This is a genomic window from Leisingera sp. ANG59 (assembly GCF_013317235.1).
GTDB lineage: Bacteria > Pseudomonadota > Alphaproteobacteria > Rhodobacterales > Rhodobacteraceae > Leisingera.
Window position 1 is genome coordinate 38,339 of the sequence record NZ_WLCM01000003.1, and the last position, 22,238, is coordinate 60,576.

Annotated in this window: 26 protein-coding genes and 2 riboswitches; of the genes, 12 read left to right on the plus strand and 14 right to left on the minus strand. The window is 64.8% G+C overall.

The genetic code is table 11. From position 1 onward, the window contains the following. The first annotated feature begins 116 nt into the window (after positions 1–116). Positions 117–554 carry a glyoxalase superfamily protein gene (locus GKC28_RS03410; RefSeq protein WP_174145133.1) on the plus strand — a complete coding sequence of 146 codons (438 nt, stop codon included), beginning with the start codon at positions 117–119 and terminating at the stop codon, positions 552–554. A 91-nt stretch (positions 555–645) separates the two neighbouring features. Here GKC28_RS03410 and GKC28_RS03415 read toward each other — a convergent pair whose 3' ends face one another. The 4 genes from GKC28_RS03415 to GKC28_RS03430 all read right to left on the minus strand — a co-directional run bounded on the left by GKC28_RS03415 (position 646) and on the right by GKC28_RS03430 (position 4,170). Next, a complete protein-coding gene (locus tag GKC28_RS03415) occupies positions 646–1,431 on the minus strand; it encodes a cytochrome c1 (RefSeq protein ID WP_174145134.1) in 786 nt (261 codons plus the stop codon). Positions 1,432–1,450: 19 nt separating this feature from the next. Continuing rightward, a complete protein-coding gene (petB, locus tag GKC28_RS03420; protein WP_174145135.1) occupies positions 1,451–2,785 on the minus strand; it encodes a cytochrome b in 1,335 nt (444 codons plus the stop codon). A gap of 12 nt (positions 2,786–2,797) precedes the next feature. After that, a complete protein-coding gene (petA, locus tag GKC28_RS03425) occupies positions 2,798–3,358 on the minus strand; it encodes a ubiquinol-cytochrome c reductase iron-sulfur subunit (RefSeq protein ID WP_174145136.1) in 561 nt (186 codons plus the stop codon). Between the two features lie 212 nt (positions 3,359–3,570). Continuing rightward, positions 3,571–4,170: a glutathione S-transferase gene (locus GKC28_RS03430; RefSeq protein WP_174145137.1), complete on the minus strand. Its 600-nt coding sequence runs from the start codon at positions 4,168–4,170 to the stop codon at positions 3,571–3,573. 113 nt (positions 4,171–4,283) lie between these two features. Here GKC28_RS03430 and GKC28_RS03435 point away from each other — a divergent pair, with 113 nt between their 5' ends. Both GKC28_RS03435 and GKC28_RS03440 read left to right on the plus strand, forming a co-directional pair. After that, positions 4,284–4,580, plus strand: a complete 297-nt coding sequence (locus GKC28_RS03435; RefSeq protein WP_174145138.1) for an antibiotic biosynthesis monooxygenase — start codon at positions 4,284–4,286, stop codon at positions 4,578–4,580. Between the two features lie 51 nt (positions 4,581–4,631). Continuing rightward, positions 4,632–4,781, plus strand: a riboswitch (FMN riboswitch). 91 nt (positions 4,782–4,872) lie between these two features. After that, a complete protein-coding gene (locus GKC28_RS03440) occupies positions 4,873–5,310 on the plus strand; it encodes a 6,7-dimethyl-8-ribityllumazine synthase (RefSeq protein ID WP_174145139.1) in 438 nt (145 codons plus the stop codon). Between the two features lie 67 nt (positions 5,311–5,377). Here the strand turns inward: GKC28_RS03440 and GKC28_RS03445 are convergent, their stop codons facing one another. Genes GKC28_RS03445 through thiB form a run of 3 tightly spaced genes read right to left on the minus strand, consistent with a single transcriptional unit; the run spans position 5,378 to position 8,566 of the window. Then, positions 5,378–6,070 carry an ATP-binding cassette domain-containing protein gene (locus GKC28_RS03445; protein WP_174145140.1) on the minus strand — a complete coding sequence of 231 codons (693 nt, stop codon included), beginning with the start codon at positions 6,068–6,070 and terminating at the stop codon, positions 5,378–5,380. Then, complete coding sequence (locus GKC28_RS03450; protein ID WP_174145141.1) at positions 6,057–7,613, minus strand: thiamine/thiamine pyrophosphate ABC transporter permease ThiP; 1,557 nt, start codon at positions 7,611–7,613, stop codon at positions 6,057–6,059. Before GKC28_RS03450 ends, GKC28_RS03445 begins: the two co-directional genes overlap by 14 nt. Next, entirely contained in the window at positions 7,589–8,566 is a 978-nt protein-coding gene (gene thiB, locus GKC28_RS03455; RefSeq protein ID WP_174145142.1) for a thiamine ABC transporter substrate binding subunit, read from the minus strand. The genes GKC28_RS03450 and thiB overlap by 25 nt, the downstream gene beginning before the upstream one ends. 32 nt (positions 8,567–8,598) lie before the next feature. Further along, a riboswitch (TPP riboswitch) is annotated at positions 8,599–8,690 on the minus strand. A gap of 226 nt (positions 8,691–8,916) precedes the next feature. Between thiB and aroC the strand changes: the two genes are divergently transcribed. Beyond that, complete coding sequence (aroC, locus tag GKC28_RS03460) at positions 8,917–10,017, plus strand: chorismate synthase (RefSeq protein WP_174145143.1); 1,101 nt, start codon at positions 8,917–8,919, stop codon at positions 10,015–10,017. Between the two features lie 65 nt (positions 10,018–10,082). Here aroC and GKC28_RS03465 read toward each other — a convergent pair whose 3' ends face one another. Then, on the minus strand, positions 10,083–10,502 hold the full coding sequence (locus GKC28_RS03465; protein WP_174145144.1) for a helix-turn-helix domain-containing protein: 420 nt from the start codon (positions 10,500–10,502) through the stop codon (positions 10,083–10,085). 73 nt (positions 10,503–10,575) lie between these two features. Here GKC28_RS03465 and GKC28_RS03470 point away from each other — a divergent pair, with 73 nt between their 5' ends. Next, positions 10,576–11,208 (plus strand): cation transporter, encoded by a 633-nt coding sequence (locus tag GKC28_RS03470; RefSeq protein WP_174145145.1) that lies wholly within the window; start codon positions 10,576–10,578, stop codon positions 11,206–11,208. A 47-nt stretch (positions 11,209–11,255) separates the two neighbouring features. Here the strand turns inward: GKC28_RS03470 and GKC28_RS03475 are convergent, their stop codons facing one another. Continuing rightward, positions 11,256–12,758 carry a malonyl-CoA synthase gene (locus GKC28_RS03475; RefSeq protein ID WP_174145146.1) on the minus strand — a complete coding sequence of 501 codons (1,503 nt, stop codon included), beginning with the start codon at positions 12,756–12,758 and terminating at the stop codon, positions 11,256–11,258. A 94-nt stretch (positions 12,759–12,852) separates the two neighbouring features. Between GKC28_RS03475 and GKC28_RS03480 the strand changes: the two genes are divergently transcribed. Beyond that, the gene (locus tag GKC28_RS03480; protein ID WP_174145147.1) at positions 12,853–13,788 is read left to right on the plus strand and encodes a DMT family transporter; all 936 of its coding nucleotides are present in this window, start codon (positions 12,853–12,855) and stop codon (positions 13,786–13,788) included. A gap of 56 nt (positions 13,789–13,844) precedes the next feature. On the opposite strand, the gene GKC28_RS03485 is transcribed toward GKC28_RS03480, so the two are convergent. Then, positions 13,845–14,549, minus strand: coding sequence for an SDR family oxidoreductase (locus GKC28_RS03485; protein WP_174145148.1), 705 nt, complete (start codon positions 14,547–14,549; stop codon positions 13,845–13,847). A gap of 96 nt (positions 14,550–14,645) precedes the next feature. Between GKC28_RS03485 and GKC28_RS03490 the strand changes: the two genes are divergently transcribed. Next, positions 14,646–15,482 carry a LysR substrate-binding domain-containing protein gene (locus GKC28_RS03490; RefSeq protein WP_174145149.1) on the plus strand — a complete coding sequence of 279 codons (837 nt, stop codon included), beginning with the start codon at positions 14,646–14,648 and terminating at the stop codon, positions 15,480–15,482. A 3-nt stretch (positions 15,483–15,485) separates the two neighbouring features. Here the strand turns inward: GKC28_RS03490 and GKC28_RS03495 are convergent, their stop codons facing one another. The 4 genes from GKC28_RS03495 to GKC28_RS03510 all read right to left on the minus strand — a co-directional run bounded on the left by GKC28_RS03495 (position 15,486) and on the right by GKC28_RS03510 (position 18,621). After that, entirely contained in the window at positions 15,486–15,857 is a 372-nt protein-coding gene (locus GKC28_RS03495; RefSeq protein ID WP_174145150.1) for a hypothetical protein, read from the minus strand. 138 nt (positions 15,858–15,995) lie between these two features. After that, on the minus strand, positions 15,996–16,955 hold the full coding sequence (locus tag GKC28_RS03500; RefSeq protein ID WP_174145151.1) for an AraC family transcriptional regulator: 960 nt from the start codon (positions 16,953–16,955) through the stop codon (positions 15,996–15,998). Between the two features lie 116 nt (positions 16,956–17,071). Then, positions 17,072–17,542: an MgtC/SapB family protein gene (locus GKC28_RS03505; protein ID WP_174145152.1), complete on the minus strand. Its 471-nt coding sequence runs from the start codon at positions 17,540–17,542 to the stop codon at positions 17,072–17,074. A gap of 212 nt (positions 17,543–17,754) precedes the next feature. Next, positions 17,755–18,621 carry a branched-chain amino acid aminotransferase gene (locus tag GKC28_RS03510; RefSeq protein ID WP_174145153.1) on the minus strand — a complete coding sequence of 289 codons (867 nt, stop codon included), beginning with the start codon at positions 18,619–18,621 and terminating at the stop codon, positions 17,755–17,757. A gap of 161 nt (positions 18,622–18,782) precedes the next feature. Between GKC28_RS03510 and GKC28_RS03515 the strand changes: the two genes are divergently transcribed. From GKC28_RS03515 to GKC28_RS03535, 5 genes are all read left to right on the plus strand, one after another. Then, complete coding sequence (locus GKC28_RS03515) at positions 18,783–19,286, plus strand: MarR family winged helix-turn-helix transcriptional regulator (protein WP_039184941.1); 504 nt, start codon at positions 18,783–18,785, stop codon at positions 19,284–19,286. A 6-nt stretch (positions 19,287–19,292) separates the two neighbouring features. Continuing rightward, positions 19,293–19,994 (plus strand): response regulator, encoded by a 702-nt coding sequence (locus tag GKC28_RS03520; protein ID WP_174145154.1) that lies wholly within the window; start codon positions 19,293–19,295, stop codon positions 19,992–19,994. Positions 19,995–20,162: 168 nt separating this feature from the next. Then, entirely contained in the window at positions 20,163–21,089 is a 927-nt protein-coding gene (locus tag GKC28_RS03525; protein WP_174145155.1) for a histone deacetylase family protein, read from the plus strand. Beyond that, complete coding sequence (locus tag GKC28_RS03530; RefSeq protein WP_019297546.1) at positions 21,086–21,328, plus strand: exodeoxyribonuclease VII small subunit; 243 nt, start codon at positions 21,086–21,088, stop codon at positions 21,326–21,328. The genes GKC28_RS03525 and GKC28_RS03530 overlap by 4 nt, the downstream gene beginning before the upstream one ends. A 3-nt stretch (positions 21,329–21,331) precedes the next feature. Next, positions 21,332–22,213 (plus strand): polyprenyl synthetase family protein, encoded by an 882-nt coding sequence (locus tag GKC28_RS03535; RefSeq protein WP_174145156.1) that lies wholly within the window; start codon positions 21,332–21,334, stop codon positions 22,211–22,213. Positions 22,214–22,238 lie beyond the last annotated feature (25 nt).

The following is a 22,238-nucleotide window of genomic DNA, read 5'->3' on the forward strand; positions in this document are numbered from 1 at the left end:
CGCTGGCCATGGTGAAATCCGGACAAAGTATATCCTGACGCCTGGGTGCACGCCCGGACAGCAATGCGAGCCCTGTCTGCAACGGCATTTGCACCCTTTTCGCGAAAGGTACATCCATGCAGACAAACTCTGTCCTTCCAAGCATGCCGCAGCTCAAGGCCGAAGCGCGGCTGCTGCGCAAGCATTCCAAGGCCCAGCGCCAGCCCATCAGCCACAGCACGGCCCTGGAGCGTGTCGCCCAGTATTACGGTTTCCGCGACTGGAACACGCTTAGCGCCCGCGCCTCCAACGCGCCGGAACTGCAGGTGGGGATGCGGGTCGAGGGGCGCTATCTGGGGCAGCCCTTCACTGGCTATGTGCACGGGCTGGCCGCCTGCGGCGGCAATGGCCACCGGCGGATCACGCTGCAGTTCGATACGCCGGTGGACGTGGTCCAGTTCGACAGCTTCTCGTCCTGGCGCCACCGGGTGTCCGCGGTCATCAATACCGAGGACCGCTCACCGCAGAAGACCTCCAACGGCCTGCCGCATCTGACGGTCAGCCCGCTGGCGTAGGTTGCCGGGCCGCGCCCTCATGCAACGAAAAACCCCCGCAAGAAGCTCTTGCGGGGGTTTCTTGTTTCAGCGCTGTGTCAGCCGCCAGGGATCAGTGCTTGCCCTTATGCGGCGCCCACAGGCGCTTGTTGGTCAGGTACAGCATCACCGACAGCAGGGTCAGGAACAGCACGCCGACAAAACCGGCTTGCTTGCGGGCCATCATCTTGGGTTCGGCGGTCCACATCAGGAAGGCCGCGACGTCCTGCGACATGGCGTCCACGTCGTTGGCGTGGCCGTCAGCGAATTCCACCTGCTCATCCGACAGCGGCGGCGCCATCGAGATCCAGCCGCCCGGGAAGGCAGTGTTTTCATAGAAGGTGGTGCCTGCTTCTTCCTTGGTCTCACCGGTGTAGCCAGCCAGCAGCGAGGCGATGTATTCGGCACCGCCCATGCCTTTGAACAGCTGGTTCAGACCCAGGCCGTAGGGGCCGTGGAAGCCCGCGCGCGCCTTGGCCATCATGCTGAGGTCCGGGGCGCCGGCGTTGTTGTTCTCCGGGAAGTGGTCGACCGGCTTGGCCGGGCGGTCCTCATCCAGTTCCGGATCGTAGACGCTGAAGTTGTCAGCCGCGTAGGCACGCACCTGATCTTCCGGCATCTGCGGGCCGCCCTCGTCGGACAGGGTGCGGATCGGCACCAGCTTCAGCCCGTGGCAGGCTGCGCAGACTTCGGTGTAGATCTGCAGGCCGCGCTGCAGCTGGTTGCGGTCGTAGGTGCCGAAGGGACCCTCAAAGGAGAAGTCGTAATCTTCGACATGGCCCGCCCCGCCTGCTGCGTAGGACGCAGCAGGGATCATGGCCAGAGCGAAGGCGGCACCGGTTGCCAGTTTCTTGAACATTGCTAGGTGTTCCTTCTTCTTACTCGGCAGGAGTGGCGTCTGCGGAAGACTTCTTGCCGTAGTGGGCGTCGAAATCCTCTTCGATGGTGGCAGGCTGAGCCAGCGGCTTCTCGATCACGCCCAGCAGCGGCAGGATCACGAAGAAGTAGCCGAACCAGTAGGCCGATGCGATCAGCGAGAACGATGCATAGGGCTCTTCCGCCGGCATCGCGCCCAGCCACATCAGCGCAAAGAAGTCGACGACCAGCAGCGCGAACCACCATTTGAACATCGGACGGTAGCGGCCCGAACGCACGTTGGAGGTGTCCAGCCAGGGCGCCAGCGCCATGGCCAGGATCGCGCCGAACATGGCGATCACGCCGAAGAACTTCGCATCCACGATGCCGCCGGTCACGAAGGACGCGAACTGCACCACCCAAACTTCGGAGGTGAAGGCGCGCAGGATCGCGTAGAACGGCAGGAAGTACCATTCCGGAACGATGTGCGCGGGCGTCACCAGCGGGTTGGCTTCGATGTAGTTGTCCGGGTGGCCCAGGTAGTTCGGCATGAAGCCGACGATGGCCCAGAAGATCACCAGCACAATGGCCAGGCCCAGGAAGTCCTTGATCACGAAGTACGGCCAGAACGGCAGTGTGTCTTTCTTGGCTTCTTCCTTGGAGCCGCGGCGCACGTCAACACCGGTGGGGTTGTTGTTGCCGGTGGTGTGGAAGGCCCAGATGTGCACGATCACCAGCGCTGCGATCACGAAGGGCAGCAGGTAGTGCAGCGAGAAGAAGCGGTTCAGAGTGGCGTTGTCCACCGCCGGTCCGCCCAGCAGCCAGGTCTGGATCGCTTCGCCGATGAACGGGATTGCGCCGAACAGGCCGGTGATCACGGTTGCACCCCAGAAGGACATCTGGCCCCAGGGCAGCACGTAGCCCATGAAGGCGGTGCCCATCATCAGCAGGTAGATCAGCATGCCGACGATCCAGGTGATCTCGCGGGGCGCCTTGTAGGAGCCGTAGTACAGGCCGCGGAAGATGTGGATGTAGACGGCAACAAAGAACAGCGAGGCGCCGTTCATGTGCAGGTAGCGCAGCATGTGGCCGCCGTTCACGTTGCGCATGATATGCTCAACGGATGCAAAGGCCATGTCGACATGCGGGGTGTAGTGCATCACCAGGACGATGCCGGTGACGATTTGCAGCGCCAGGCAGAAGGCCAGGACGATGCCCCAGATCCACCACCAGTTCAGGTTCTTGGGGGTGGGGATCATGATGGTGTCATAGATCAGGCCGACGATGGGCAGGCGGCTGTGCAGCCACTTCTCTGCGCCTGTCTTCGGCTCGTAATGGTCGTGCGGAATACCGGACATGAGCGCGTTTCCTTATCCCAGCTTGATGGTGTTGGCGTCGGTGAACTCAGCCACCGGCACGTGCAGGTTCTCCGGCGCCGGGCCTTTGCGGATGCGGCCTGCGGTGTCGTAGTGCGAGCCGTGGCAGGGGCAGAACCAGCCGTTGAATTCGCCGGCGCCGTCGCCCAGCGGCACACAGCCCAGGTGGGTGCAGACACCCATCATCACCAGCCATTCGCCGGCGTCGTCCATGGTGCGGTTCACGTCCGCCGCGTCGGTGCCCGGCTTGTTCGGGTTTTCCGACCGCGGGTCGATCAGCTCGGACAGCTCCACGGCACGGGCCTCGTCGATCTCTTCCTGGGTGCGGCGGCGGATGAACACCGGCTTGCCCAGGAACATGACCGAGATCTGCGTGCCAACTTCCACGCCGCTGACATCGACCAGGATCGAGGACAGCGCTTTCACGTCGGCGGAGGGGTTCATCTGGTTGACCAGGGGCCATACGGCGGCACCCGCGGTCACTGCCCCGGCGCCGGCAGTGGCGTAGTAGAGGAAATCTCTCCGGGTTCCTTCGTGGTCTTCTGCGTGGGACACGAGGTTTTCTCCAATTCCAGCGCCCGTTTAGGGCAAACATGCGCATGCACCGCGATTGCTCGCAGTGACTCAGGCGCGTGTCTAGCGGGGAGAAAGCCGTTCGTCCAGCGGTCATGGGCGCGCAGAAAGCCGCAGACGGCAATTCTGTCACGCCTGTGTGACAGTGCCGCACCCATATCGGCGCGGCACATGCAGGTTTCAAGGGGCCGCGCTCAGGCCGCGGGCGGTTTTGTCGCCTGCATCGCGGGGCGCGATTCGAATTCGGCGAACCAGTCTGCCAGTGCCTCGTTACCCTGGCGCCAGTTTGTTTCCGGGTGCCGGAAGTCCACATAGGCCAGCGCACAAGCCACCGCGATCTGGCCGATGTCCAGCGGCCCCTGCAGATGGCTCATCCAGCGGGCATTGAGCGCCGCGCAGCCGCCCAGCACCTTGCTGCGCTGTGCGTCCAGCCAGCTGTCCCACTGTTTTTCCTCGGGACGCAGCCGTTTTTCGTAGGACATCAGCACCGCCGCATCCATGATCCCGTCGGCGGTGGCCTCCAGCACCTTGCTGTCCCAGCCGCCATAGAGCCTGCCGCCCGCGCGCTCATCCAGGTAAGCGCAGATCACCCGGCTGTCATACAGCGCCGGCCCGTCGTTGCGCTCCAGTGCCGGGATCTTGGCCAGCGGGTTGCTGGATTTCACATCCGGGCTGGGGTCGAGCGGGGTGGTGGTCACGTTCTGGATCTCAACATCCTCCAGCTGCCCGGTTTCATGCAGCACGACCACAACCTTGCGGGCAAAGGGGGACGAGGGTGAATAAATGAGCTTCATTGAAAATCCTCCGTTGTTTGGCCGCAGCCTACTGCAAGCTGGGCCAGGGGAAAGGGGCATTTTCCAAACTGTGCTATGCTGGACTGAAGTAACCAGTGTCAGGAGGGACGCCGATGATCATGCGGATATTCCAGGTTACAGTCCGGCCCGGTAAGGAAGCCGAGTTCAGCAGGTTCTTTCATGAAACCGCGATTCCTTTGATGAAGGGCACAGACGGCATCGTTTCGGTGCTGCCCGGCGCGCCGCGCGCCGAAACCCCTCGGGAGTTCAGCTTTGTCATGGTGTGGAAGGATCTGGCCTCGCTGAAGGCGTTTGTAGGCGAGGATTACACCAGCCCGCACATCGACCCGGCCGAGGCCGAACTGGTCGAGTCGCGCACCATCAAGCATTATGATCTGGTCGGGAACTGATCCCGCACCGCATTTCCTGCTTGCAGGAATCTCCGCTGCTTGCCAAAGTCCGGCCGTTCTCAGGGCGGGGCGGAATTCCCCACCGGCGGTAAGCGGGCGCGTCCCGTAAGCCCGCGAGCGGCTTCCAAAGTTTTGGAAGTGTCAGCAGATCTGGTGCGACTCCAGAGCCGACGGTCACAGTCCGGATGGAAGAGAACGTGCGTCAGGACCGTTCCGGGCTGTGCAGCCCTGCGTGCGCCTGCCGTTCGTGATCGCCTTGGGTGACGTGTCAGAGCCACAAGGAGATTACGAGATGACACACACCCGCTATGCCTTCATCAAGGCGCAATGGCATGCTGATATTGTTGACCGGGCGCTGGAAGGCTTCCTGCAGCTGATCCCGGCGGAGCAGATCGACGTGTTCGACGTGCCCGGCGCCTTTGAAATGCCGCTGCTGGCGCAGGAGCTGGCGAAAACAGGGAAATACGCCGCGGTGGCCTGCGCTGCGCTGGTCGTTGATGGCGGCATCTACCGGCATGACTTTGTCGCCCAGGCAGTGGTCGACGGGCTGATGCGCGCCGGCATGGACACCGGGGTGCCGGTGCTGTCGGTCTCGCTGACCCCGCACCATTTCCAGGAGACCGATCACCACAAGGCGATTTATCGCGATCATTTCGTGGAAAAAGGCCGCGAGGCCGCCAATGCAGCGCTGATGATTACGAAAACACGGGAATCGGGGCTGGCCGCGTAAAACTGAGGCCTGCGCCTGCCGGGGGGCAGGCAGGCGCAGGCCGGGCTGCAAGCGACCCGGCCATGGGTCATCCCAAATACGCCTTCAAGGCAGGCGGCGGGTTGTCCAGCAGCTCCGCCGACGGCTCCGGCGGATGCGCCCTGCCCTCCGCCACCAGCACCACCTGGTCCGCGATCCGGCGCGCGTCATTCGGGTCATGGCTGACCATCAGCACCGTGGCGCCGCTTTCGCGGGCCAGCTCCGCCACCAGATCCAGCATTTCTGCCTTCAGCGCCGGGCCAAGCGCTGCAAAGGGTTCATCCAGCAGCAGGATGTCCCGCCCCTGAACCAGCACCCGCGCCAGCGCCACCCGGCTTTGCTGCCCGCCGGACAGCGCCGCAGGCTTGCGCCCGCCCATGCCGCCAAGTCCAACCCGCGCCAATGCCGCGCCGACCCTATCCCACTCCAACTGGTTCAGCCGCAGGTTTGCATGCAGCCCCAAACCAACGTTCTGCGCCACGGTCAGGTGCGGAAACAGGTTACCGTCCTGAAACAGCATCGCCACCGGCCGCTTGCCAGGCGGCTGGCGGGTCAGGTCGGCTCCGTTCCACAAGACTCGCCCGCGGGTGACGGGCAGAAAACCGGCGATCGCCTCCACCAGCGTGGATTTCCCGGCGCCAGACGGGCCGATCACCGCCACGCAGGCACCGGACGCGATCTCCAGGTCCGCCTCCACCGTGTAATCGCCGTTCATGATCCGGCAATTCTCAAGCCTCAGCATGCCAGCGCCCCCCGCGGTCCAAAATCCAAAACGCCCCCATCGACAGCATCAGCAAGAGCAGCGCCGCACCCGCCGCCGCCTCCATCCGGTAGGCCCCCATCAGCCGGTAGATCTGCAAGGGCAGCGTTGCGAAATCCGGATCGGCGAACAGCGCCACCACGCCGAGGTCGCCCATCGACAGGGCGGCCGCCAGCCCTGCGGCAAACCCCGTCTGCGCCCGCATCCGCGGCAGGTAGACCCGGCGCACAAAGGCCCAGCCCTGCATGTCCAGCGACAGCGACAGGCGGCCATAGCGCCCCAGCACCTCCCGCGCCCGCGGCACCAGAATGCGCATGGCAAAAGGCAGCGCCATCACCGCATTGACCAGCGCCGTCACCGGCAGCGCCAGCGCAAAAGGATCTGCGACAGGGTAAATTAGGATAAACAGCCCCGTGCCGATCACCAGCGGCGAGGCCGCAAGCCCCAGGATGCCCGACAGCTCGGTCAAGCCGTTCCGCCCCGCCGCGACGGCGGCGGCCATCGGCAAGGCCAGCGCCAGCAGGATCACGGTGCTGAGCGTCGCCACCAGAATAGAATTCCCCGCGGCCTGCCAGACCGTGCCCTTCAAGCCCATGAGCCCCGGCAGCCCGGCCAGCACGATCGCAGCCAGCGGCAGCAGCAGGAACGCCGCCGACAGCACAATCCAAAAGCCATCCAGGCCGCGCGCCAAGGCGCTTTGCCCGTCCCAGCGCCGCACCACGCGGTCCAGCCCGGCGCCAAAACCCTCTCCCGCCGACACGCGCAGCGCCACCAGTGCGGCGGCGCCTGTCAGCACCAGCTGCATGCCCGACAGCAGCGCCGCCCGGCCCAAGTCAAAATCAAACCGGAACGCCTGATAGATCGCGAGTTCAATTGTGGTGGCCCTGGGGCCGCCGCCCAAAGTCAGCGCCACGGCAAAGCTTGACAGGCAAATGGCAAAGACCACCGTCAGCGCGCCCGGCGCCACCCGCCGCAGCATCGGCCCTTCCAGCAGCCGCCACATCGCCAGCGGCCCGGCATCCAGCTGCGCCGCCAGGCGGAAGCGTTCGGCAGGGATCTCCTGCCAGCCCTGCAGGATCAGCCGGGTCGCCAGCGGCAGGTTGAAAAAGACATGCGCCAGCACCACTCCGTGCAGCCCGTAGATCTGAACAGGCTCCAGCCCGAGGAAAATCAGCCCCTGACTCAACCATCCAGCCCGGCCGAAGACGGCCAGAAGACCCAGAATGGCAACAATGACAGGCAGGATGAAGGGCGCGCCCAAAAGGGCAATCAGCAGGCTCCGCCCCGGAAACCGCCGCCGCGCCAGCGCGCGGGCGACGGGAATGGCAAGCCCAACGCTCAAGAGCGCCGACAGGCTCGCCTGGGTCAGCGTAAACCGCAGCGCAGCCCAGTCGCTGGCGGCAAACCCGGTGCCGGCCTCAGCCCTGTAGGCAACCGCCCCAAGGGTTCCCAATATCAGCGCAGCCACCAGAAGGGCCGCGCTGATACCGGGAAAGGCGCTTACTGGCTGAGCGCGTCCAGCCATTCGCCCAGCGCCGCATCGCGCACCTCTGCCGCTTCCGTCTCGCTCAGCAGCAGCGATTTCTCCGGTGCGATCAGGGTGCCGAACCCTTCCGGCAGGCCCGCCGCCGGGGTCACCGCCGGATACATCCAGTTGGTGGTCGGGATGATCGACTGGAACGCATCCGATACCATGAAGGCCAGGAACTGGTCGGCCAGCTCCGGCTGGTCGGCATTTGCCAGTTTGCCGGCAACCTCCACCTGCATGTAATGCCCCTCGTTAAAGGCCGCCGCCGCCTTGGAGCCGTCTTCCTCGGCAATCAGATGGTAGGCGGGCGAGGTGGTGTAGGAGAGCACCATGTCGGCCTCGCCTTCCAGGAACATGCCGTAAGCCTCGGACCAGCCCTTGGTCACGGTCACCACATTGTCAGAGAGGCCCTTCCAGATTTCCGGCGCCTCATCGCCATAGGCAGCTTTCACCCACAGCAGCAGGCCCAGCCCGGGGGTCGAGGAGCGCGGGTCCTGGATCACGATCTTCTTGTCGCTGGCGGCCAGCGCCTTGAAATCCGCGGGCGCCGCCGCGTCAGCGTTGTGGACAAAGGCAAAGTAGCCCCAGTCATAGGGCACAAAGGTCGCGTCGTTCCACTCCACCGGCAGCGCAAACTCGGCGCTGACCGAATGATCCGCAAACAGGCCGGTCTCCTTGGCCGCCGCGGTCAGGTTGGTGTCGAGGCCCAGAACTACATCGGCATCGGAGCGTTCACCCTCCAGCTTGACCCGCGCCAGCAGCGCTGCGCCGTCGCCTGCGCCGACCAGTTTCAGGTCGCAGCCGCAGACCTCCTCGAACGCCTTTTCCACCGCCGGGCCGGGGCCCCAGTCGGAAACAAAGCTGTCATAGGTGTAAACGGTGAGTTCGGGCGTATCGGCAAAGGCTGCCGAGGCGCCAAGCAGTCCCGCTGCAAATGCAAGATGTTTCATGCCATCCTCCTTTGCGGCTTTGGGCAAGGGTGGAGGCTGTCCAGTACCTTCCCTCCGCCGGTGTGATCCGGTTCAGGTTCAACGGGTGTCATCTCAGCGCTGCCGCGCACCCCGAGGTGGCGCGGACATTAGGCCCGGGGCGCGGCAATGACAAGCCAAAGCCCCGACAGGACCTATGGTTCAGGCAAACTGGACCGCTGCCAGTGCCCATCCCTTGCTCATCCGGCTGAAAACATCCCGGGGGAGCCGCCCCATGCGGCGGGGGCAGCGCTCCCGTGCCCTTTGCCGCAGAGGAATCCGCTTGAGGCACAGGCCCCTGCCCGCTAAGCACAGCGCAAAGGAGACCGCGCATGTCGATGAACAGCTTTGGACACCTCTTCCGCGTCACCACCTGGGGCGAAAGCCACGGGCCTGCACTTGGCGCCACCGTCGACGGCTGCCCGCCGAACGTGCCGCTGGAGCCGGAAATGCTGCAGCAATGGCTCGACAAGCGCCGCCCCGGCCAGAACAAGAACACCACCCAGCGCAACGAGCCGGACGCGGTAAAGATCCTGTCCGGCGTGTTTGACGGCATGTCCACCGGAACCCCGATCCAGCTGATGATCGAAAACACCGATCAGCGGTCCAAGGATTACGGCGAGATTTCCCAGACCTTCCGTCCGGGCCACGCCGACATCACCTATTTCCAGAAATACGGCAACCGCGACTACCGCGGCGGCGGCCGGTCCTCGGCGCGCGAGACCGCGGCGCGGGTTGCCGCCGGCGGTGTTGCACGTGAAGCAATCAAGGCGCTGGCGCCGGGGCTGGAGATCAAGGGCTACATGACCCGAATGGGTGAACTGGAGATCGACCGCAGCCGCTTTGACTGGGACGCGATCGAGCAAAATGATTTCTGGATTCCCGACGCAGGCGCGGTACAGGAGTGGGAAGACTACCTGCAGGGCCTGCGCAAGGCGCATGACTCGGTTGGCGCCGTTGTCGAAGTTGTCGCCCGCAATGTCCCCGCCGGCATCGGCGCGCCGGTCTATGGCAAGCTCGACACCGATCTGGCGGCCGCGATGATGTCGATCAACGCGGTGAAAGGCGTCGAGATTGGTGAGGGCATGAATGCCGCGCGCCTCAAGGGCTCGGAAAACGCCGATGAGATATTCATGGGCGCAAACGGGCCGGAGTATTCCTCCAACCACGCCGGCGGCATCCTGGGCGGCATTTCCACCGGCCAGGACGTGGTGGTGCGCTTTGCAGTGAAGCCGACCTCCTCAATCCTCACCCCGCGCAAGTCGATCCGCAAGGACGGCTCTGCCACCGAGGTGATCACCAAGGGCCGCCACGACCCCTGCGTCGGCATCCGCGCGGTGCCGGTGGCGGAGGCGATGATGGCCTGCGTGATCCTGGACCACCTGCTGCTGCACCGCGGCCAGATCGGCGAAAACCAGGGCCGCATCGGCTGAGAAACAGGCTCTAACAAAGGAGTTTGCCCTGATATGGTTCGGGCAACTCCTCTCAGCCTGCGCCCTCAATCATGTTCGCTTGCGCATTGGCTATGGTCGCCCAGCGCGGTCAGCACCTTGCAGCAGCCGCCGCCACTGCCGCCGTCGCACAGGTGGCTGATCCGCTCCAGCTCCGCGGCCAGGCGCTCCAGCCTGGCAATCCGTGCGCGCACGTTCTGCAACTGGCTGCGGGCGATCCGGTCGGCCTCCGCGCAATCATCGCCCAGCTGCCCGTCCAGCCCCATCAGCGCCTTGATGTCCTCCAGCGAAAAGCCAAGGTCCCGGGCGTGCTTGATAAAGCCCAGCGCCTCCATGCCGTCCTGTCCGTAGCGGCGCTGGTTGCCGGCATTGCGACCCGGTTCCGGCAGCAGGCCGATCTCCTCGTAGTAGCGGATGGTTGGTACCTTCACGCCGGTGGCCTTGGACAGCTGGCCGATGGAAAACATCGCAATGACCTCTTGATGCTCTAGTGACTAGAGGCCCTACATTGATCCCGAATCAGGAATGAGGACAAGAGCAATGGCAGGCTGCTGCAATCACGAGGCCCGGTTTGACGGGGTATCGGCGGACTACAAACGCAGGCTTTGGCTGGTGATCGCCATCAACGCCGGCATGTTCGCGGTGGAAATGGGCGCAGGCCAGCTGTCCGGCAGCCAGGCGCTGAAGGCGGACGCGCTGGACTTTCTGGGGGACGCGCTGACCTATGGCATCTCCTTGGCAGTGATCGGCGCCACCCTGCGCACCCGGGCGCTGGCAGCACTGGGCAAGGGCATCAGCCTGTTGCTCATGGGGCTGTGGGTGTTCGGCTCAACTGTCTATCAGGTGTTCTACGTCGGTGTGCCGCAGGCCCATATCATGGGGGTGATCGGTTTCATGGCGCTGGCGGCCAACCTGATCTCGGTGCTGCTCTTGGCGCGCTACAAGGACGGCGACGCCAATGTCCGCTCGGTCTGGCTGTGCTCGCGCAATGACGCTATCGGCAATGTGGCGGTGATGATCGCGGCGCTTGGCGTCTGGGGCACCGCTACCGGCTGGCCGGACCTCATTGTGGCCGGGATCATGGGCGGGCTGTTCCTGAACTCCGCCTTCCAGATCCTGGTGCAGGCCGTGCGGGAATGGCGCGAGGAAGAGGCGCACGCGGCGGTGCATTGATCCTAATCGCCTGTGCCGCTTACGGCACGGGCTGCGCCCTTTATCTCTTACGAAAACAGCCCTGCGTATTCCTCGCGCAGGGCTTTTTTCTGCACCTTGCCCATCGTGTTGCGCGGCAAGGCCTCCAGCAGGATAATCTCTTTGGGCTGCTTGAACTTGGCCAAATGCCCGGACAACGCCGTCTTGATCGCCTCAGCACTGGTGCCCTCGCCCTCCGGCACCACCACAGCCACCACGCCCTCGCCGAAATCCGGGTGCGGCACGCCGATCACCGCGCTTTCCAGCACGCCGGGCAGGTCGTCGATCAGGCTCTCGACCTCCTTGGGATAGACATTGAATCCGCCGGTGATGATCAGATCCTTCTCGCGCCCGACGATGGTGACATAGCCATCGGCGTCGATCCTGGCCATGTCGCCGGTGATGAACCAGCCGTCCGGCTTCAGTTCCTCCGCCGTCTTCTCCGGCATCTGCCAATAGCCCTGGAACACATTCGGCCCGCGCACCTCCAGCACGCCGATCTCGCCGGCGGGCACCTCAGTCCCGTCCTTGATGACCCGCGCCTCCACACCCGGCAGCGGGAAACCGACGGTGCCGGCCCGGCGCTCTCCGTCATAGGGGTTCGACGTGCTCATATTGGTTTCGGTCATCCCGTAGCGTTCCAGGATGCGGTGGCCAGTGCGGGCTTCCCACTGCTCATGGGTATCGACCAGCAAGGGCGCGGAGCCAGAGATGAAAAGCCGCATATTTGCCGCGCGCTCCCGCGTCAGCCGCGCATCTGCCAGCAGCCGGGTATAGAACGTCGGCACCCCCATCAGCGCGGTCGCCGTTGGCATCGCCTCCAGGATTGCATCCGCATCGAACCCAGGCAGAAACACCACCTGGGCGCCCGCAAACAGCGCCACATTGGTTGCCACAAACAGCCCGTGGGTGTGGAAGATCGGCAGCGCATGGATCAGCACGTCGTCCTTGGTGAACCGCCAGTAGTCCCGCAAGGTCAGCGAGTTGGAAGCCAGGTTGTCATGGCTCAGCATCGCGCCCTTGGAGCGGCCGGTGGTGCCGGAAGTATAAAGGATCGCTGCCAGATCTTCTGCCTGCCGGGCAACGGGCTCAAACTGCGACTGCCCGTCCGCCAGATCCCGCAAGGTCCCCTGCCCGGCAGCATCCAGGGTCAACACCTCTGCCTCCCCGGAAACCGCGCTGATCTCCTCCAGCCGCGCCGGGTCGCAGACCACCACCCGGGGTGTTGCGTCGCCAACGAAATAGGCAACTTCCGGCCCGGTATAGGCAGTGTTCAAGGGCAGGAAAATACCGCCGGCCATCACCGTGCCAAGGTACAGCTCAATCGCCTGGATGGTCTTCTGAACCTGCACCGCCACCCGGTCCCCCGGCTGAACACCCTGGCCCGCCAGCGCCGCCGCCATCCGCTCCGCCCCGGCAAACAGCGCACCAAATGTGACCTTGCCGCCACCGGGAAGCCGGGCAAAAACATCCTCCTCGCGCCCCAGCGAGGACTCACGCAGCTGGCGGATCAGGTGGTTGGCGTCATACATCGGCGGCTCCTTCATCTGGCGGCGCCATTTGCGCGCCTTGACCCGCCGAAATCAAGCCATTGATCTTTGCGGCGCTTGGGCGCAGGGTCGCGCCATGGCAGAATCCTTAACATCGCATCGGCCTGTGCTGGCGGTCCTGCTGAAAGTGACCGCGATTGCGCTGTTCACCGCGCTGTCAGGGATCATCAAGGCCACCTCAGAGACCGTGCCGGCAGGCGAGGCGGTGTTTTTCCGCTCCTTCTTTGCGATTCCGGTGATTGTGGTCTGGCTGGCGGCGCGGGGTCAGCTGCGCCAGGGGCTGATCACCAGGAAACCGATGTTTCACGTGTGGCGCGGGCTGGTCGGCACTTCGGCAATGGGGATGACCTTCATGGGGCTGGCGCTGCTGCCGCTGCCGGAGGTCACCGCCATCGGCTATGCCACCCCGATCTTCACCCTGATCCTGGCGGCGCTGTTCCTGGGCGAGACCATCCGCCTGGTGCGGATCAGTGCGGTGGCCATCGGCCTGTTGGGCGTACTCATCATGATCTGGCCGCGCCTGGGCGGCGACCTGGGCGATGGCGCCCTGCTGGGGGTGCTGCTGGTGGTCGGCGCCACGGTGGCCCGCGGCTTTGTACAGATCCACATCCGCCGCATGGTGCAGTCAGAGCATACCGCGGCCATCGTGTTCTATTTCTCGCTGACTGCCTCGGGCCTCGCACTGCTGACCGCGCCTTTCGGCTGGGTGATGCCGGATGCGCAAACCGCCGCGCTGCTGGTCAGCGCCGGGCTGGTCGGCGGGGTGGCGCAGATCCTGGTCACCTCCTCCTACCGCTTTGCGCCGGCCTCCATGCTGGCGCCTTATGACTATGCCTCGATGATCTTTGCCATCGTCATTGGCTATGTCTGGTTCGACGAATGGCCGACGCTGGTGATGCTGGCAGGTGCTGCGCTGGTGATTGCCGGCAATGTGCTGGTGATCTGGCGCGAGCACCGGCTGGGCCTGCGGCGCGGCAAGGCCAAGCCGCTGATCGACCCGAAGGGCGGGTAACAGGCTCTAATAACGGCAAATAGCAAGAATTGAGCCTGCACCCCGCACCGGCCGGTTCAGATCGCGCGGGTCAGCCCCCCGTCGACACGAATGTTCTGCCCGGTGGTATAACCCGCATCATCCGAGGCCAGATAGGCCACCAGCGCTGAGATCTCGCGCGCTGTGCCATAGCGGCCCATCGGGATCCGCGCCTTGCGGTCTTCGGTTTCCGGCAGGCTGTCGATGAAGCCCGGGAGCACGTTGTTCATCCGCACGCCCTGGGCCGCGAACTTGTCGGCAAACAGTTTGGTGAAGCTTGCAAGCCCGGCCCGGAACACGCCGGAGGTCGGGAACAGCGGATCCGGCTCAAACACCGCAAAGGTGGAGATGTTGATGATCGATCCCTTGCCCTGCGCCGCCATGATCGGCGCCACCAGCCGCGAAGGGCGGATCACGTTCATCAGGTAGTATTCCATCCCCAGATGCCAGTCGTCGTCGCTGATCTCCAGGATATCGCCCTTGGGCCCGTGGCCCGCGGAATTGACCAGGACGTCGATGCGGCCCCAGCGGTCCATCGCCTTGTCCACCAAAGCCTGCAGATCGCTTTGCTCCAGGTTGGAGCCTGTATGCCCCACCCCGCCCAGCTCCTGCGCCAGAGCCTCGCCCCTGCCGGAGGAGGAGAGGATCGCGACCTCATACCCCTGCTCATGAAGGTGACGGGCGGCATCCGCGCCCATGCCGCTGCCCGCGGCGGTGAAGAGAGCAACTTTGGTCATGTCCATACTCCTTTGCTTGCCCCCAAAATGGCGGTGAAGGGCGCGCTTGACCAATCATGTCTCATCGCGCCAGACTGTAGCAAAACTACTGGCTGAGACCTCATGCGCCTTCCCAACCTCAATGCCCTGCGGATGTTTGACGCCGCCGCCCGCCACCTGAACTTCGGCCGCGCGGCGGAGGAGCTGCACCTGACTCAAGGAGCCGTGGCGCAGCAGGTGCGGCGGCTGGAGGCGGATCTGGGGCACAAGCTGTTCCACCGCCACGCCCGCGGGCTGACGCTGACCGACACCGGGCGCAGCTACCACGCGCCGGTGCAACAGGCCCTGGCGCTGATTCGCGAGGCAACCGACAAGCTGGCCCCGGCAGTACAACGGGTGACACTGTCGGTGCCGCCCTCCTTTGCCGCCAAATGGCTGGTGCCCCGGCTGCCGGAGTTCGAGGCGCGGCACCCGGACATCGACCTGCGGGTGGTCGCCGAGGAAAACCTGACGAATTTCAAGCGCGACGGCATCGACATTGCCATCCGCCAGGGCAGCAAACCGCAGGAAAGCAGTTTGAACTCCGCCCTCCTGTCGCTGGTGGATCTGGTGGCCGTGGCCAGGCCGGATTCGGCTCTAATACAGGAAGAATCCTTGGAGTTGGCTGATCTCGCCCAGCACACGCTGATCCAGGACGGGCACCGGCACTGGGACCATCTGCTGCGGCAGGAGGGGCTCACCGCCAAGGGCCGGGTGCTGCAATTCAACCAGACCGCACTGGCGATGGATGCTGCGATGAACGGCCAGGGGATTGCCCTGGTGCCGCGCATTTTCCTCGGCGGCCAGCCGCTGGAGATCCTGTGGCAGGCACCGCGCCTGGGCGATCAGGGGTTCTACGTGCTCTGGCCCAGCGCTCAGGGCCGGGCCAAGACAGTGGTGGACTGGCTCTTGCGCCAATAACGGTCAGGCAGAGGCTGCCTTGGCCTCTTCCGGCGCGCTGAGCGAGATCACCGCAACCACCGCAGCCCCGTTCAGCAAATAGAAGGCCGAATCAAGCCCGGCAAAGCCGAAGAGGAAAGGGGCTGCCAGAAAGGTGATCCCGACAATCAGGTCAACGGTCAGGTGCAGCTTGTAGGGCAGCACCCGGATCAGGCCGAGGTGATGGTCGGTCAGCACCGTCAGCACCAAGGCGGCGATGCCGGTTGCCACCGACAGCCACAGCGCCAGCGGGTTGCTTTCGCCGAGGCCCAGCAGAAACGGCAGCCCCATCAGGGCGGCGGCCACGGGATAGTCAAGATAGGCATGGATGGTACGGGTCACGAAACGCAGGGGCATGGGTCAGGTCCTTGTTACTGAGGTGTCTTGGCCGCTGAAACGGCTCTGACGCCAGATTGGCCCAGTCATCCCGGACGGTGAATTTCAGATCCTCCCGCAAATTGTGCAGATCGTCCAAACTGCTGACGCCTCAGCAAGTCAGGCCGCTGCATGCTGCTGCCGGTAGGCCGCGGGCGACATGCCCACCTGTTTTCGGAACACGCGCGAGAACGCCGCCTCGGAGGCATAGCCGGCAATCTCCGCCGCATCCGCCACATTCAGCCCCTGCTCCGCCAGCCCCTGGCAGGCAATCTGCATCCGCCAGCCGGTCAGGTACTGCATCGGCGTCACTGCCATCTTGGCGGTGAACTCCTGGGCAAAGGCGGTGCGCGACATGCCGGCCTCCCGCGCCAGACCCTCCACACTCCACTCCTGCGCCGGCGCCCGGTGAAACGCCGTCAGCGCCCGCGAAATGCGCGGGTCGGCAAACCCCGCCAGCGCCGAGCCGCTGGGGCTCTGATGCTCCAGATAGGCGCGGATCGCCTGAGCAAACAGCACCTCGGACAGTTTCAGCGCAATCAGGTCGCCGCCGATACGGGCGCCCTGCACCTCGGAGCCGATCATCCGCAGCGTGGCCTCGATCCAGGCGCCGGCTTCCTCACCGTAATTCTCGATCACGATATAGGGCGGCAGCCGGTCGATCAGCATATGGCCGGCGCCGCGCCGCCCCGGCATGGCGGCAAAGGAGAAATGGCCGCAGATCAGCTGGGTGTCCCGGTCCTCTTCGGCGCCGCCGTAGACCAGCACCCCGCCGCCGTCATACCCCGCCTCCTGCAGCACCTGCTCCAGCGGCAGCGCCTCCAGCGGCTGCACCTCGTTGCAGAGCAGCATATGCGCCGCACCATGCGGGATCAGCACCAGGTCGCCCTGCTTCAGCCGCAGGGTCTCTCCGGTGGCGGGCACATGCACCTTCAGTTCGCCGCGCTGCACGAAGTGGAACCGCGCCACATTCTCAAACGGCGGCACCTGGATCCCGAACGGCGGGGTGAATGAGGTGCGGAAATAGAGCGTCCCCTTCAGGGACAGCCGGGTGAGAATATCGCTTAGCAGATCCAACATGCCCTGAATGTTAGGCGGCAGGCATCCCGCGTCCATGGCGCCGGACGATCTGCAAGGAAATGTGAACGCTCAGGCAGCCGGACCCAGAGACCTCAGGACACCCTGACCGGGTGGCGTCACTCGCTGATATCCGGCCGGTCCTTGCTGCCGCGGCTGCTCATCAGGCGGCTCATCGAGAGGATTGCCGCAGCCACCGCGGCCAGCAGTACCGCATGAACATAATAGCCCAGCCCGGACGCCATGCCGACTCCGCCGGCCACCCACAGGCTGGCCGCGGTTGCCATGCCGCCGACCCGCTCGTCGCCCTGAATAATCGCACCGGCGCCCAGAAAACCGATCGCGCCGACAAGCCCCTGCATGATGCGGGTCGGATCGGCCCCCATTTCAAGGCTCAGCGCCTCCATCGACATCTCCATGGTGATGAGCGTAAAGCCCGCCGCCCCAAGCGAGACAATCATGTAGGTCCGCATGCCCACCTTGCGGTGCCGCAGCTCCCGATCCAGACCCAGCAGCGCCCCGGCGGCCACAGCGCAGATCAGCCGCAGACCCAGTTCAAGATAACTAATATAGGCAATGCTCAGGTCCATCGTGTTCCTGCTCCTCCTGGGTGGGCAGCAGCACGCAGCCTGCCCCGGAATGGCTTTTCAGCAATATGCCCGACTATGGCACAGTGCTGAAAAAATTGCAGGAAATCGGCATCGGCGGCCAGATGCTGCCGCATGCAGGCCGCCGATATAACAGCCGCAAAGCAAAACCCCCGCACGATGGCGGGGGTTTTCATCTGTCGTCCGCCGGGCGCTTAAGCGCGGACCAGCTTCTCGTAGTCTTCGGCGATCTCGCGGGTCAGGGCGCCGACTTCGAACTTGTAGGGGCCGATCTCGCCCACCGGGGTGACCTCGGCAGCGGTGCCGGTCAGCCAGCACTGCTCGAAGCCTTCCATCTCTTCCGGCTTGATGTGGCGCTCGTGCACGGTGATGCCCTTGTCCTTCAGCATCTGGATCACGGTCTGCCGGGTCAGCCCGTTGAGGAAGCAGTCCGGCAGCGGCGTGTGCACTTCGCCGTCCTTCACGAAGAAGACGTTGGCGCCGGTCGCCTCGGCCACATAGCCGCGGTAGTCCATGAACAGCGCATCCGAGCAGCCCTTGGCCTCCGCCTTGTGCTTGGAAATGGTGCAGATCATGTAGAGGCCCGCCGCCTTGGCGTGGACCGGAATGGTTTCCGGGCTCGGACGCTTCCATTCGGCGATGTCGAGCTTGGCGCCCTTCATCTTGGCGTCGCCATAATAGGCGCCCCAGCCCCAGACGGCGACAGCCATCCGCACCGGGTTGCGGGCCGAGGCAACGCCCATGTCCTCGCCTGCGCCGCGCCACACCAGCGCCCGCACATAGGCGTCCTGCAGGCCGGAGGCTTTCAGCGCCTCTTCCTTGGCCGCCTCGATCTGGTCGACGGTATAGGGCATCGGCATGTCCAGCGCCTCGGCCGAGGCGATCAGCCGCTCGGAATGCTCCCGGCTCTTGAAGATCTTGCCGTTATAGGCGCGCTCGCCCTCGAACACGGAGGAGGCATAATGCATCGCATGGGTCAGGATATGCACCTTGGCATCCCGCCAGTCGACCAGCTCCCCATCCATCCAGATCACACCGTCGCGGTCGTCGTAACCAGCCATGCCGCACCCTCCTGATTTCTGCGGTGATTTTCATTTGTTGCGCAAGTTGAGGCCGAAGCGGACACAATCTTGCGCCAAAGCTGCGATTCGATACATCTTCACCCTTGGAATGTCAACAACACTGACATAAACTGACCGCAAGACAGACGAGGGGGCACCACATGCCTGAGGGCCGGACAGGGCAGGGATACAGCGGCGAAAGCCTGCTGTTTCTGACAGATGAGCAGCTGCGCCAGGGGATCGAGGCAATGTTCTTTGCCTACCGCGGCTTTACCGCCGATCCGGACCGGATCCTGGCCGAAATGTCCTATGGCCGGGCGCATCACCGCGCCATCCACTTCATCAACCGCTCGCCGGGCACCACGGTGAACAATCTCCTCAGCATCCTCGGCGTCACCAAGCAATCGCTGAACCGGGTGCTGCGCACGCTGATTGGCGACGGGCTGGTGATCTCCAAGGTGGGGGAGCTCGACAAGCGCGAACGCCACCTGTACCTGACCGATCAGGGCGCGGCGCTAGAGGCGACGCTGTCCGACGCCCAGCGCGCCCGGATGCGTGCCGCATATAAGGACGCAGGCCCCGAAGCGGTGCAGGGCTTCAAAAAAGTGCTTGAGGCAATGATGGACGCTGACATGCGCCGCGCCTACGCCAAGCTGCGGGACTGATCGGGCATGAGCACGCACGACGCCCATCTGCTGATCGTCGATGACGACGAACGCATCCGCGGCCTCTTGAAGAAATTCCTGATGCGCTCCGGTTTTCTGGTCACCGCTGCACGTGATGCCGCCCATGCGCGCCGGGTGCTGGCGGGCCTCGATTTCGACCTGATCGTCATGGACGTGATGATGCCGGGCGAGGACGGCGTGTCGCTGACGCGGTCGCTGCGCGAAACCATGACCACCCCGATCCTGCTGCTGACCGCCAAAGGCGAGACCGAGGACCGGATCGCCGGGTTCGAGGCCGGGGCGGATGACTATCTGCCGAAACCCTTCGAGCCCAAGGAACTGCTGCTGCGCGTCAACGCGATCCTGCGGCGGATGCCGGACACGGTGGCGCAGGAGGCCGCGCCCAAGGTGCTGCATCTGGGCACCATCCGCTATGACATCGAGCGCGGCGAGATGTGGCAGGGCGACGAGCTGATCCGCCTCACCGGCACTGAAAGCCAGCTGATGAAAATCTTCTCGGCCCAGCCCGGCGAGCCGGTGTCCCGCACCAAACTGGTCGAGGATCTGGGCCGCGACCGCGGCCAGGCGCAGGAACGCGCGGTGGACGTGCAGATCACCCGGCTGCGCCGCAAGATCGAGCCGAACCCGAAACAGCCGCAATACCTGCAAACCGTGCGCGGCGCGGGCTATATGCTGGCGCCGGACTAAGTTCGTCCCGCTATCTTCCTGCCTGAAGTATCCGCGGCAGTGCCCTCATCTGTTCCGGCCGCGCCGGTGCACAGGGGGTGCACGCATGGCACCCCCGGTTTTCCCTTGCAGCCAGACACCGCCCGCTCCTAGTGTCGCGCCAAGCCCCGCAGCCGGAGGAACGCGCCCATGACCACCGCCCTGATCACCCACGCGGATTGCCTCAATCACGTCACACCTGAGGGCCACCCCGAACGCGTGGCGCGGCTGGAGCACATCCTGCACGCGCTGGAGCCGCTGGACCTGAAACGGGTCACCGCCCCGATGGCCGCCGAGGACGACATCCTGCGCATCCACCCGGCTTCCTATCTCTCGGACCTGCGCAAGGCCTCCCCGGCAGAGGGCTGGGCGCAGATCGACGGCGACACCTTCCTGTCCCCCGGCTCGCTGGATGCCGCCTTCCGCGCGGCCGGCGCAGTGGTGCGCGGCGTCGATATGGTGCTGGGCGGCGAGGTGCAGAACGCCTTTGCCGCGGTGCGCCCGCCGGGGCATCACGCGGAAACAGACACTGCAATGGGTTTCTGCCTGTTCGGCAATGCGGCCCTGGCCGCCAAACACGCGCTGGACCACCACGGGCTCAGCCGCGTCGCGGTGGTGGATTTCGACGTGCACCACGGCAACGGCACCCAGGACCTCTTGTGGGACGAGCCGCGCGCGCTGGTGATCACCAGCCAGCAGATGCCGCTCTGGCCCGGCTCCGGCCGCCCGGACGAGGACGGCGCCCACGGCCAGATCCTCAACATGCCGCTGGCGCCGGGCTCCGGCCGGACAGAGATGCAGGCCGCTTATGAAACTCAGGCCTTCCCCCGCCTGCGCGCCTTCAAGCCGGAACTGATCATCATCTCCGCAGGCTTTGACGCCCATCAGGACGACCCGCTTGCCAATCTGAACTGGGCGACCGCAGATTTTGCCTGGCTCACCGCCGAACTCTGCAAACTTGCCAGTGAGCTTTGCGGGGCCCGTATCGTCTCGACTTTGGAAGGCGGATATGATCTGAACGCGCTCGCAGCCGCAACCCGCGCGCATGTGGAAGAATTGACAAAGGCACCGGCATGACTGAGACCCCCGTAGACCAGATGAGCTTTGAACAGGCGATGCGCGAGCTGGAAGGCGTGGTGGACCAGCTGGAGCGCGGCGACGTGGCGCTGGATGCGTCGATCGCTCTGTACGAACGCGGCGCGGCGCTGAAGAAACGCTGCGAGGATGAGCTGAAACGCGCCGAGGAAAAGGTCGCCGCGATCACCCTGGACGCCAACGGCACCCCCAAGGGCACCCAGCCGCTGGACGCCGGCTGAACCATGACCGCCGCAGACACCCAAACACGCCCCTTCGCGGAGGCGCTGAAAGACGCGCAGGGCCAGATCACCGCGCATATGGAACTGCGGCTGGCGGGCAGTGACGAGCTGCACGCCGCGATGCGCTATGCCATCACCGGCGGCAAGATGCTGCGCGGCTTCCTGGTGCTGGAAAGCGCTCGTCTGCACGGCGTGCCGCAAGCGGCCGCCGTCGAGGCGGCGTTGGCGATTGAATGCATCCACGCCTACTCCCTGGTGCATGACGACCTGCCCTGCATGGACGACGACGACCTGCGCCGCGGCCAGCCCACTGTGCATAAGAAATGGGATGAGGCGATGGCGGTTCTGGCCGGTGACAGCCTGCAGACCTTTGCCTTTGAACTGCTGGCAAGTCCGACCGTTGGCCGCCACGCGCTGGAGCTGATCCGCGGGCTGGCGCAGTCCTCCGGCAAGGACGGCATGGTCTCGGGCCAGATGCTGGACATCGCAGCGGAAAGTGCTGCCGAGCCGCTCAATCTCGAACAAATCACCAAACTGCAAGGCCGCAAGACCGGCTGCCTGATCGAATGGTCCGCCACTGCCGGCGCGGTGCTGGCAGGCGCAAACCCGGACCCGCTGCGGCAATACGCACGCGCCCTGGGCCTTGCTTTCCAGATCGCCGACGACATCCTGGATGTGGAAGGCGATGCCGCCAAGGTCGGCAAGGCCGTGCGCAAGGATGCCGATGCCGGCAAGGCGACCTTTGTCTCGCTGTTGGGACTGGCGGAGGCAAAAGCCCGCGCACAGGCACTTTGCAATGAGGCCTGCGCCGCGCTGTCACCCTATGGTGAAGACGCCGCAACCTTGAAGGAAGCCGCGCGTTTCGTTATTGCGCGCGACAGCTAACCCCGCGCGCCACGCCCCGCACCCT

Coding starts and splice junctions, on each gene's coding strand:
- GKC28_RS03410 (WP_174145133.1), top strand. CDS start 117: ATGCAGACAAACTCTGTCCTTCCAAGCATGCCGCAGCTCAAGGCCGAA.
- GKC28_RS03415 (WP_174145134.1), bottom strand. CDS start 1,431: ATGTTCAAGAAACTGGCAACCGGTGCCGCCTTCGCTCTGGCCATGATC.
- petB (WP_174145135.1), bottom strand. CDS start 2,785: ATGTCCGGTATTCCGCACGACCATTACGAGCCGAAGACAGGCGCAGAG.
- GKC28_RS03430 (WP_174145137.1), bottom strand. CDS start 4,170: ATGAAGCTCATTTATTCACCCTCGTCCCCCTTTGCCCGCAAGGTTGTG.
- GKC28_RS03435 (WP_174145138.1), top strand. CDS start 4,284: ATGATCATGCGGATATTCCAGGTTACAGTCCGGCCCGGTAAGGAAGCC.
- GKC28_RS03440 (WP_174145139.1), top strand. CDS start 4,873: ATGACACACACCCGCTATGCCTTCATCAAGGCGCAATGGCATGCTGAT.
- GKC28_RS03445 (WP_174145140.1), bottom strand. CDS start 6,070: ATGCTGAGGCTTGAGAATTGCCGGATCATGAACGGCGATTACACGGTG.
- GKC28_RS03450 (WP_174145141.1), bottom strand. CDS start 7,613: ATGGCTGGACGCGCTCAGCCAGTAAGCGCCTTTCCCGGTATCAGCGCG.
- thiB (WP_174145142.1), bottom strand. CDS start 8,566: ATGAAACATCTTGCATTTGCAGCGGGACTGCTTGGCGCCTCGGCAGCC.
- aroC (WP_174145143.1), top strand. CDS start 8,917: ATGTCGATGAACAGCTTTGGACACCTCTTCCGCGTCACCACCTGGGGC.
- GKC28_RS03465 (WP_174145144.1), bottom strand. CDS start 10,502: ATGTTTTCCATCGGCCAGCTGTCCAAGGCCACCGGCGTGAAGGTACCA.
- GKC28_RS03470 (WP_174145145.1), top strand. CDS start 10,576: ATGGCAGGCTGCTGCAATCACGAGGCCCGGTTTGACGGGGTATCGGCG.
- GKC28_RS03475 (WP_174145146.1), bottom strand. CDS start 12,758: ATGTATGACGCCAACCACCTGATCCGCCAGCTGCGTGAGTCCTCGCTG.
- GKC28_RS03480 (WP_174145147.1), top strand. CDS start 12,853: ATGGCAGAATCCTTAACATCGCATCGGCCTGTGCTGGCGGTCCTGCTG.
- GKC28_RS03485 (WP_174145148.1), bottom strand. CDS start 14,549: ATGGACATGACCAAAGTTGCTCTCTTCACCGCCGCGGGCAGCGGCATG.
- GKC28_RS03490 (WP_174145149.1), top strand. CDS start 14,646: ATGCGCCTTCCCAACCTCAATGCCCTGCGGATGTTTGACGCCGCCGCC.
- GKC28_RS03495 (WP_174145150.1), bottom strand. CDS start 15,857: ATGCCCCTGCGTTTCGTGACCCGTACCATCCATGCCTATCTTGACTAT.
- GKC28_RS03500 (WP_174145151.1), bottom strand. CDS start 16,955: ATGTTGGATCTGCTAAGCGATATTCTCACCCGGCTGTCCCTGAAGGGG.
- GKC28_RS03505 (WP_174145152.1), bottom strand. CDS start 17,542: ATGGACCTGAGCATTGCCTATATTAGTTATCTTGAACTGGGTCTGCGG.
- GKC28_RS03510 (WP_174145153.1), bottom strand. CDS start 18,621: ATGGCTGGTTACGACGACCGCGACGGTGTGATCTGGATGGATGGGGAG.
- GKC28_RS03515 (WP_039184941.1), top strand. CDS start 18,783: ATGCCTGAGGGCCGGACAGGGCAGGGATACAGCGGCGAAAGCCTGCTG.
- GKC28_RS03520 (WP_174145154.1), top strand. CDS start 19,293: ATGAGCACGCACGACGCCCATCTGCTGATCGTCGATGACGACGAACGC.
- GKC28_RS03525 (WP_174145155.1), top strand. CDS start 20,163: ATGACCACCGCCCTGATCACCCACGCGGATTGCCTCAATCACGTCACA.
- GKC28_RS03530 (WP_019297546.1), top strand. CDS start 21,086: ATGACTGAGACCCCCGTAGACCAGATGAGCTTTGAACAGGCGATGCGC.
- GKC28_RS03535 (WP_174145156.1), top strand. CDS start 21,332: ATGACCGCCGCAGACACCCAAACACGCCCCTTCGCGGAGGCGCTGAAA.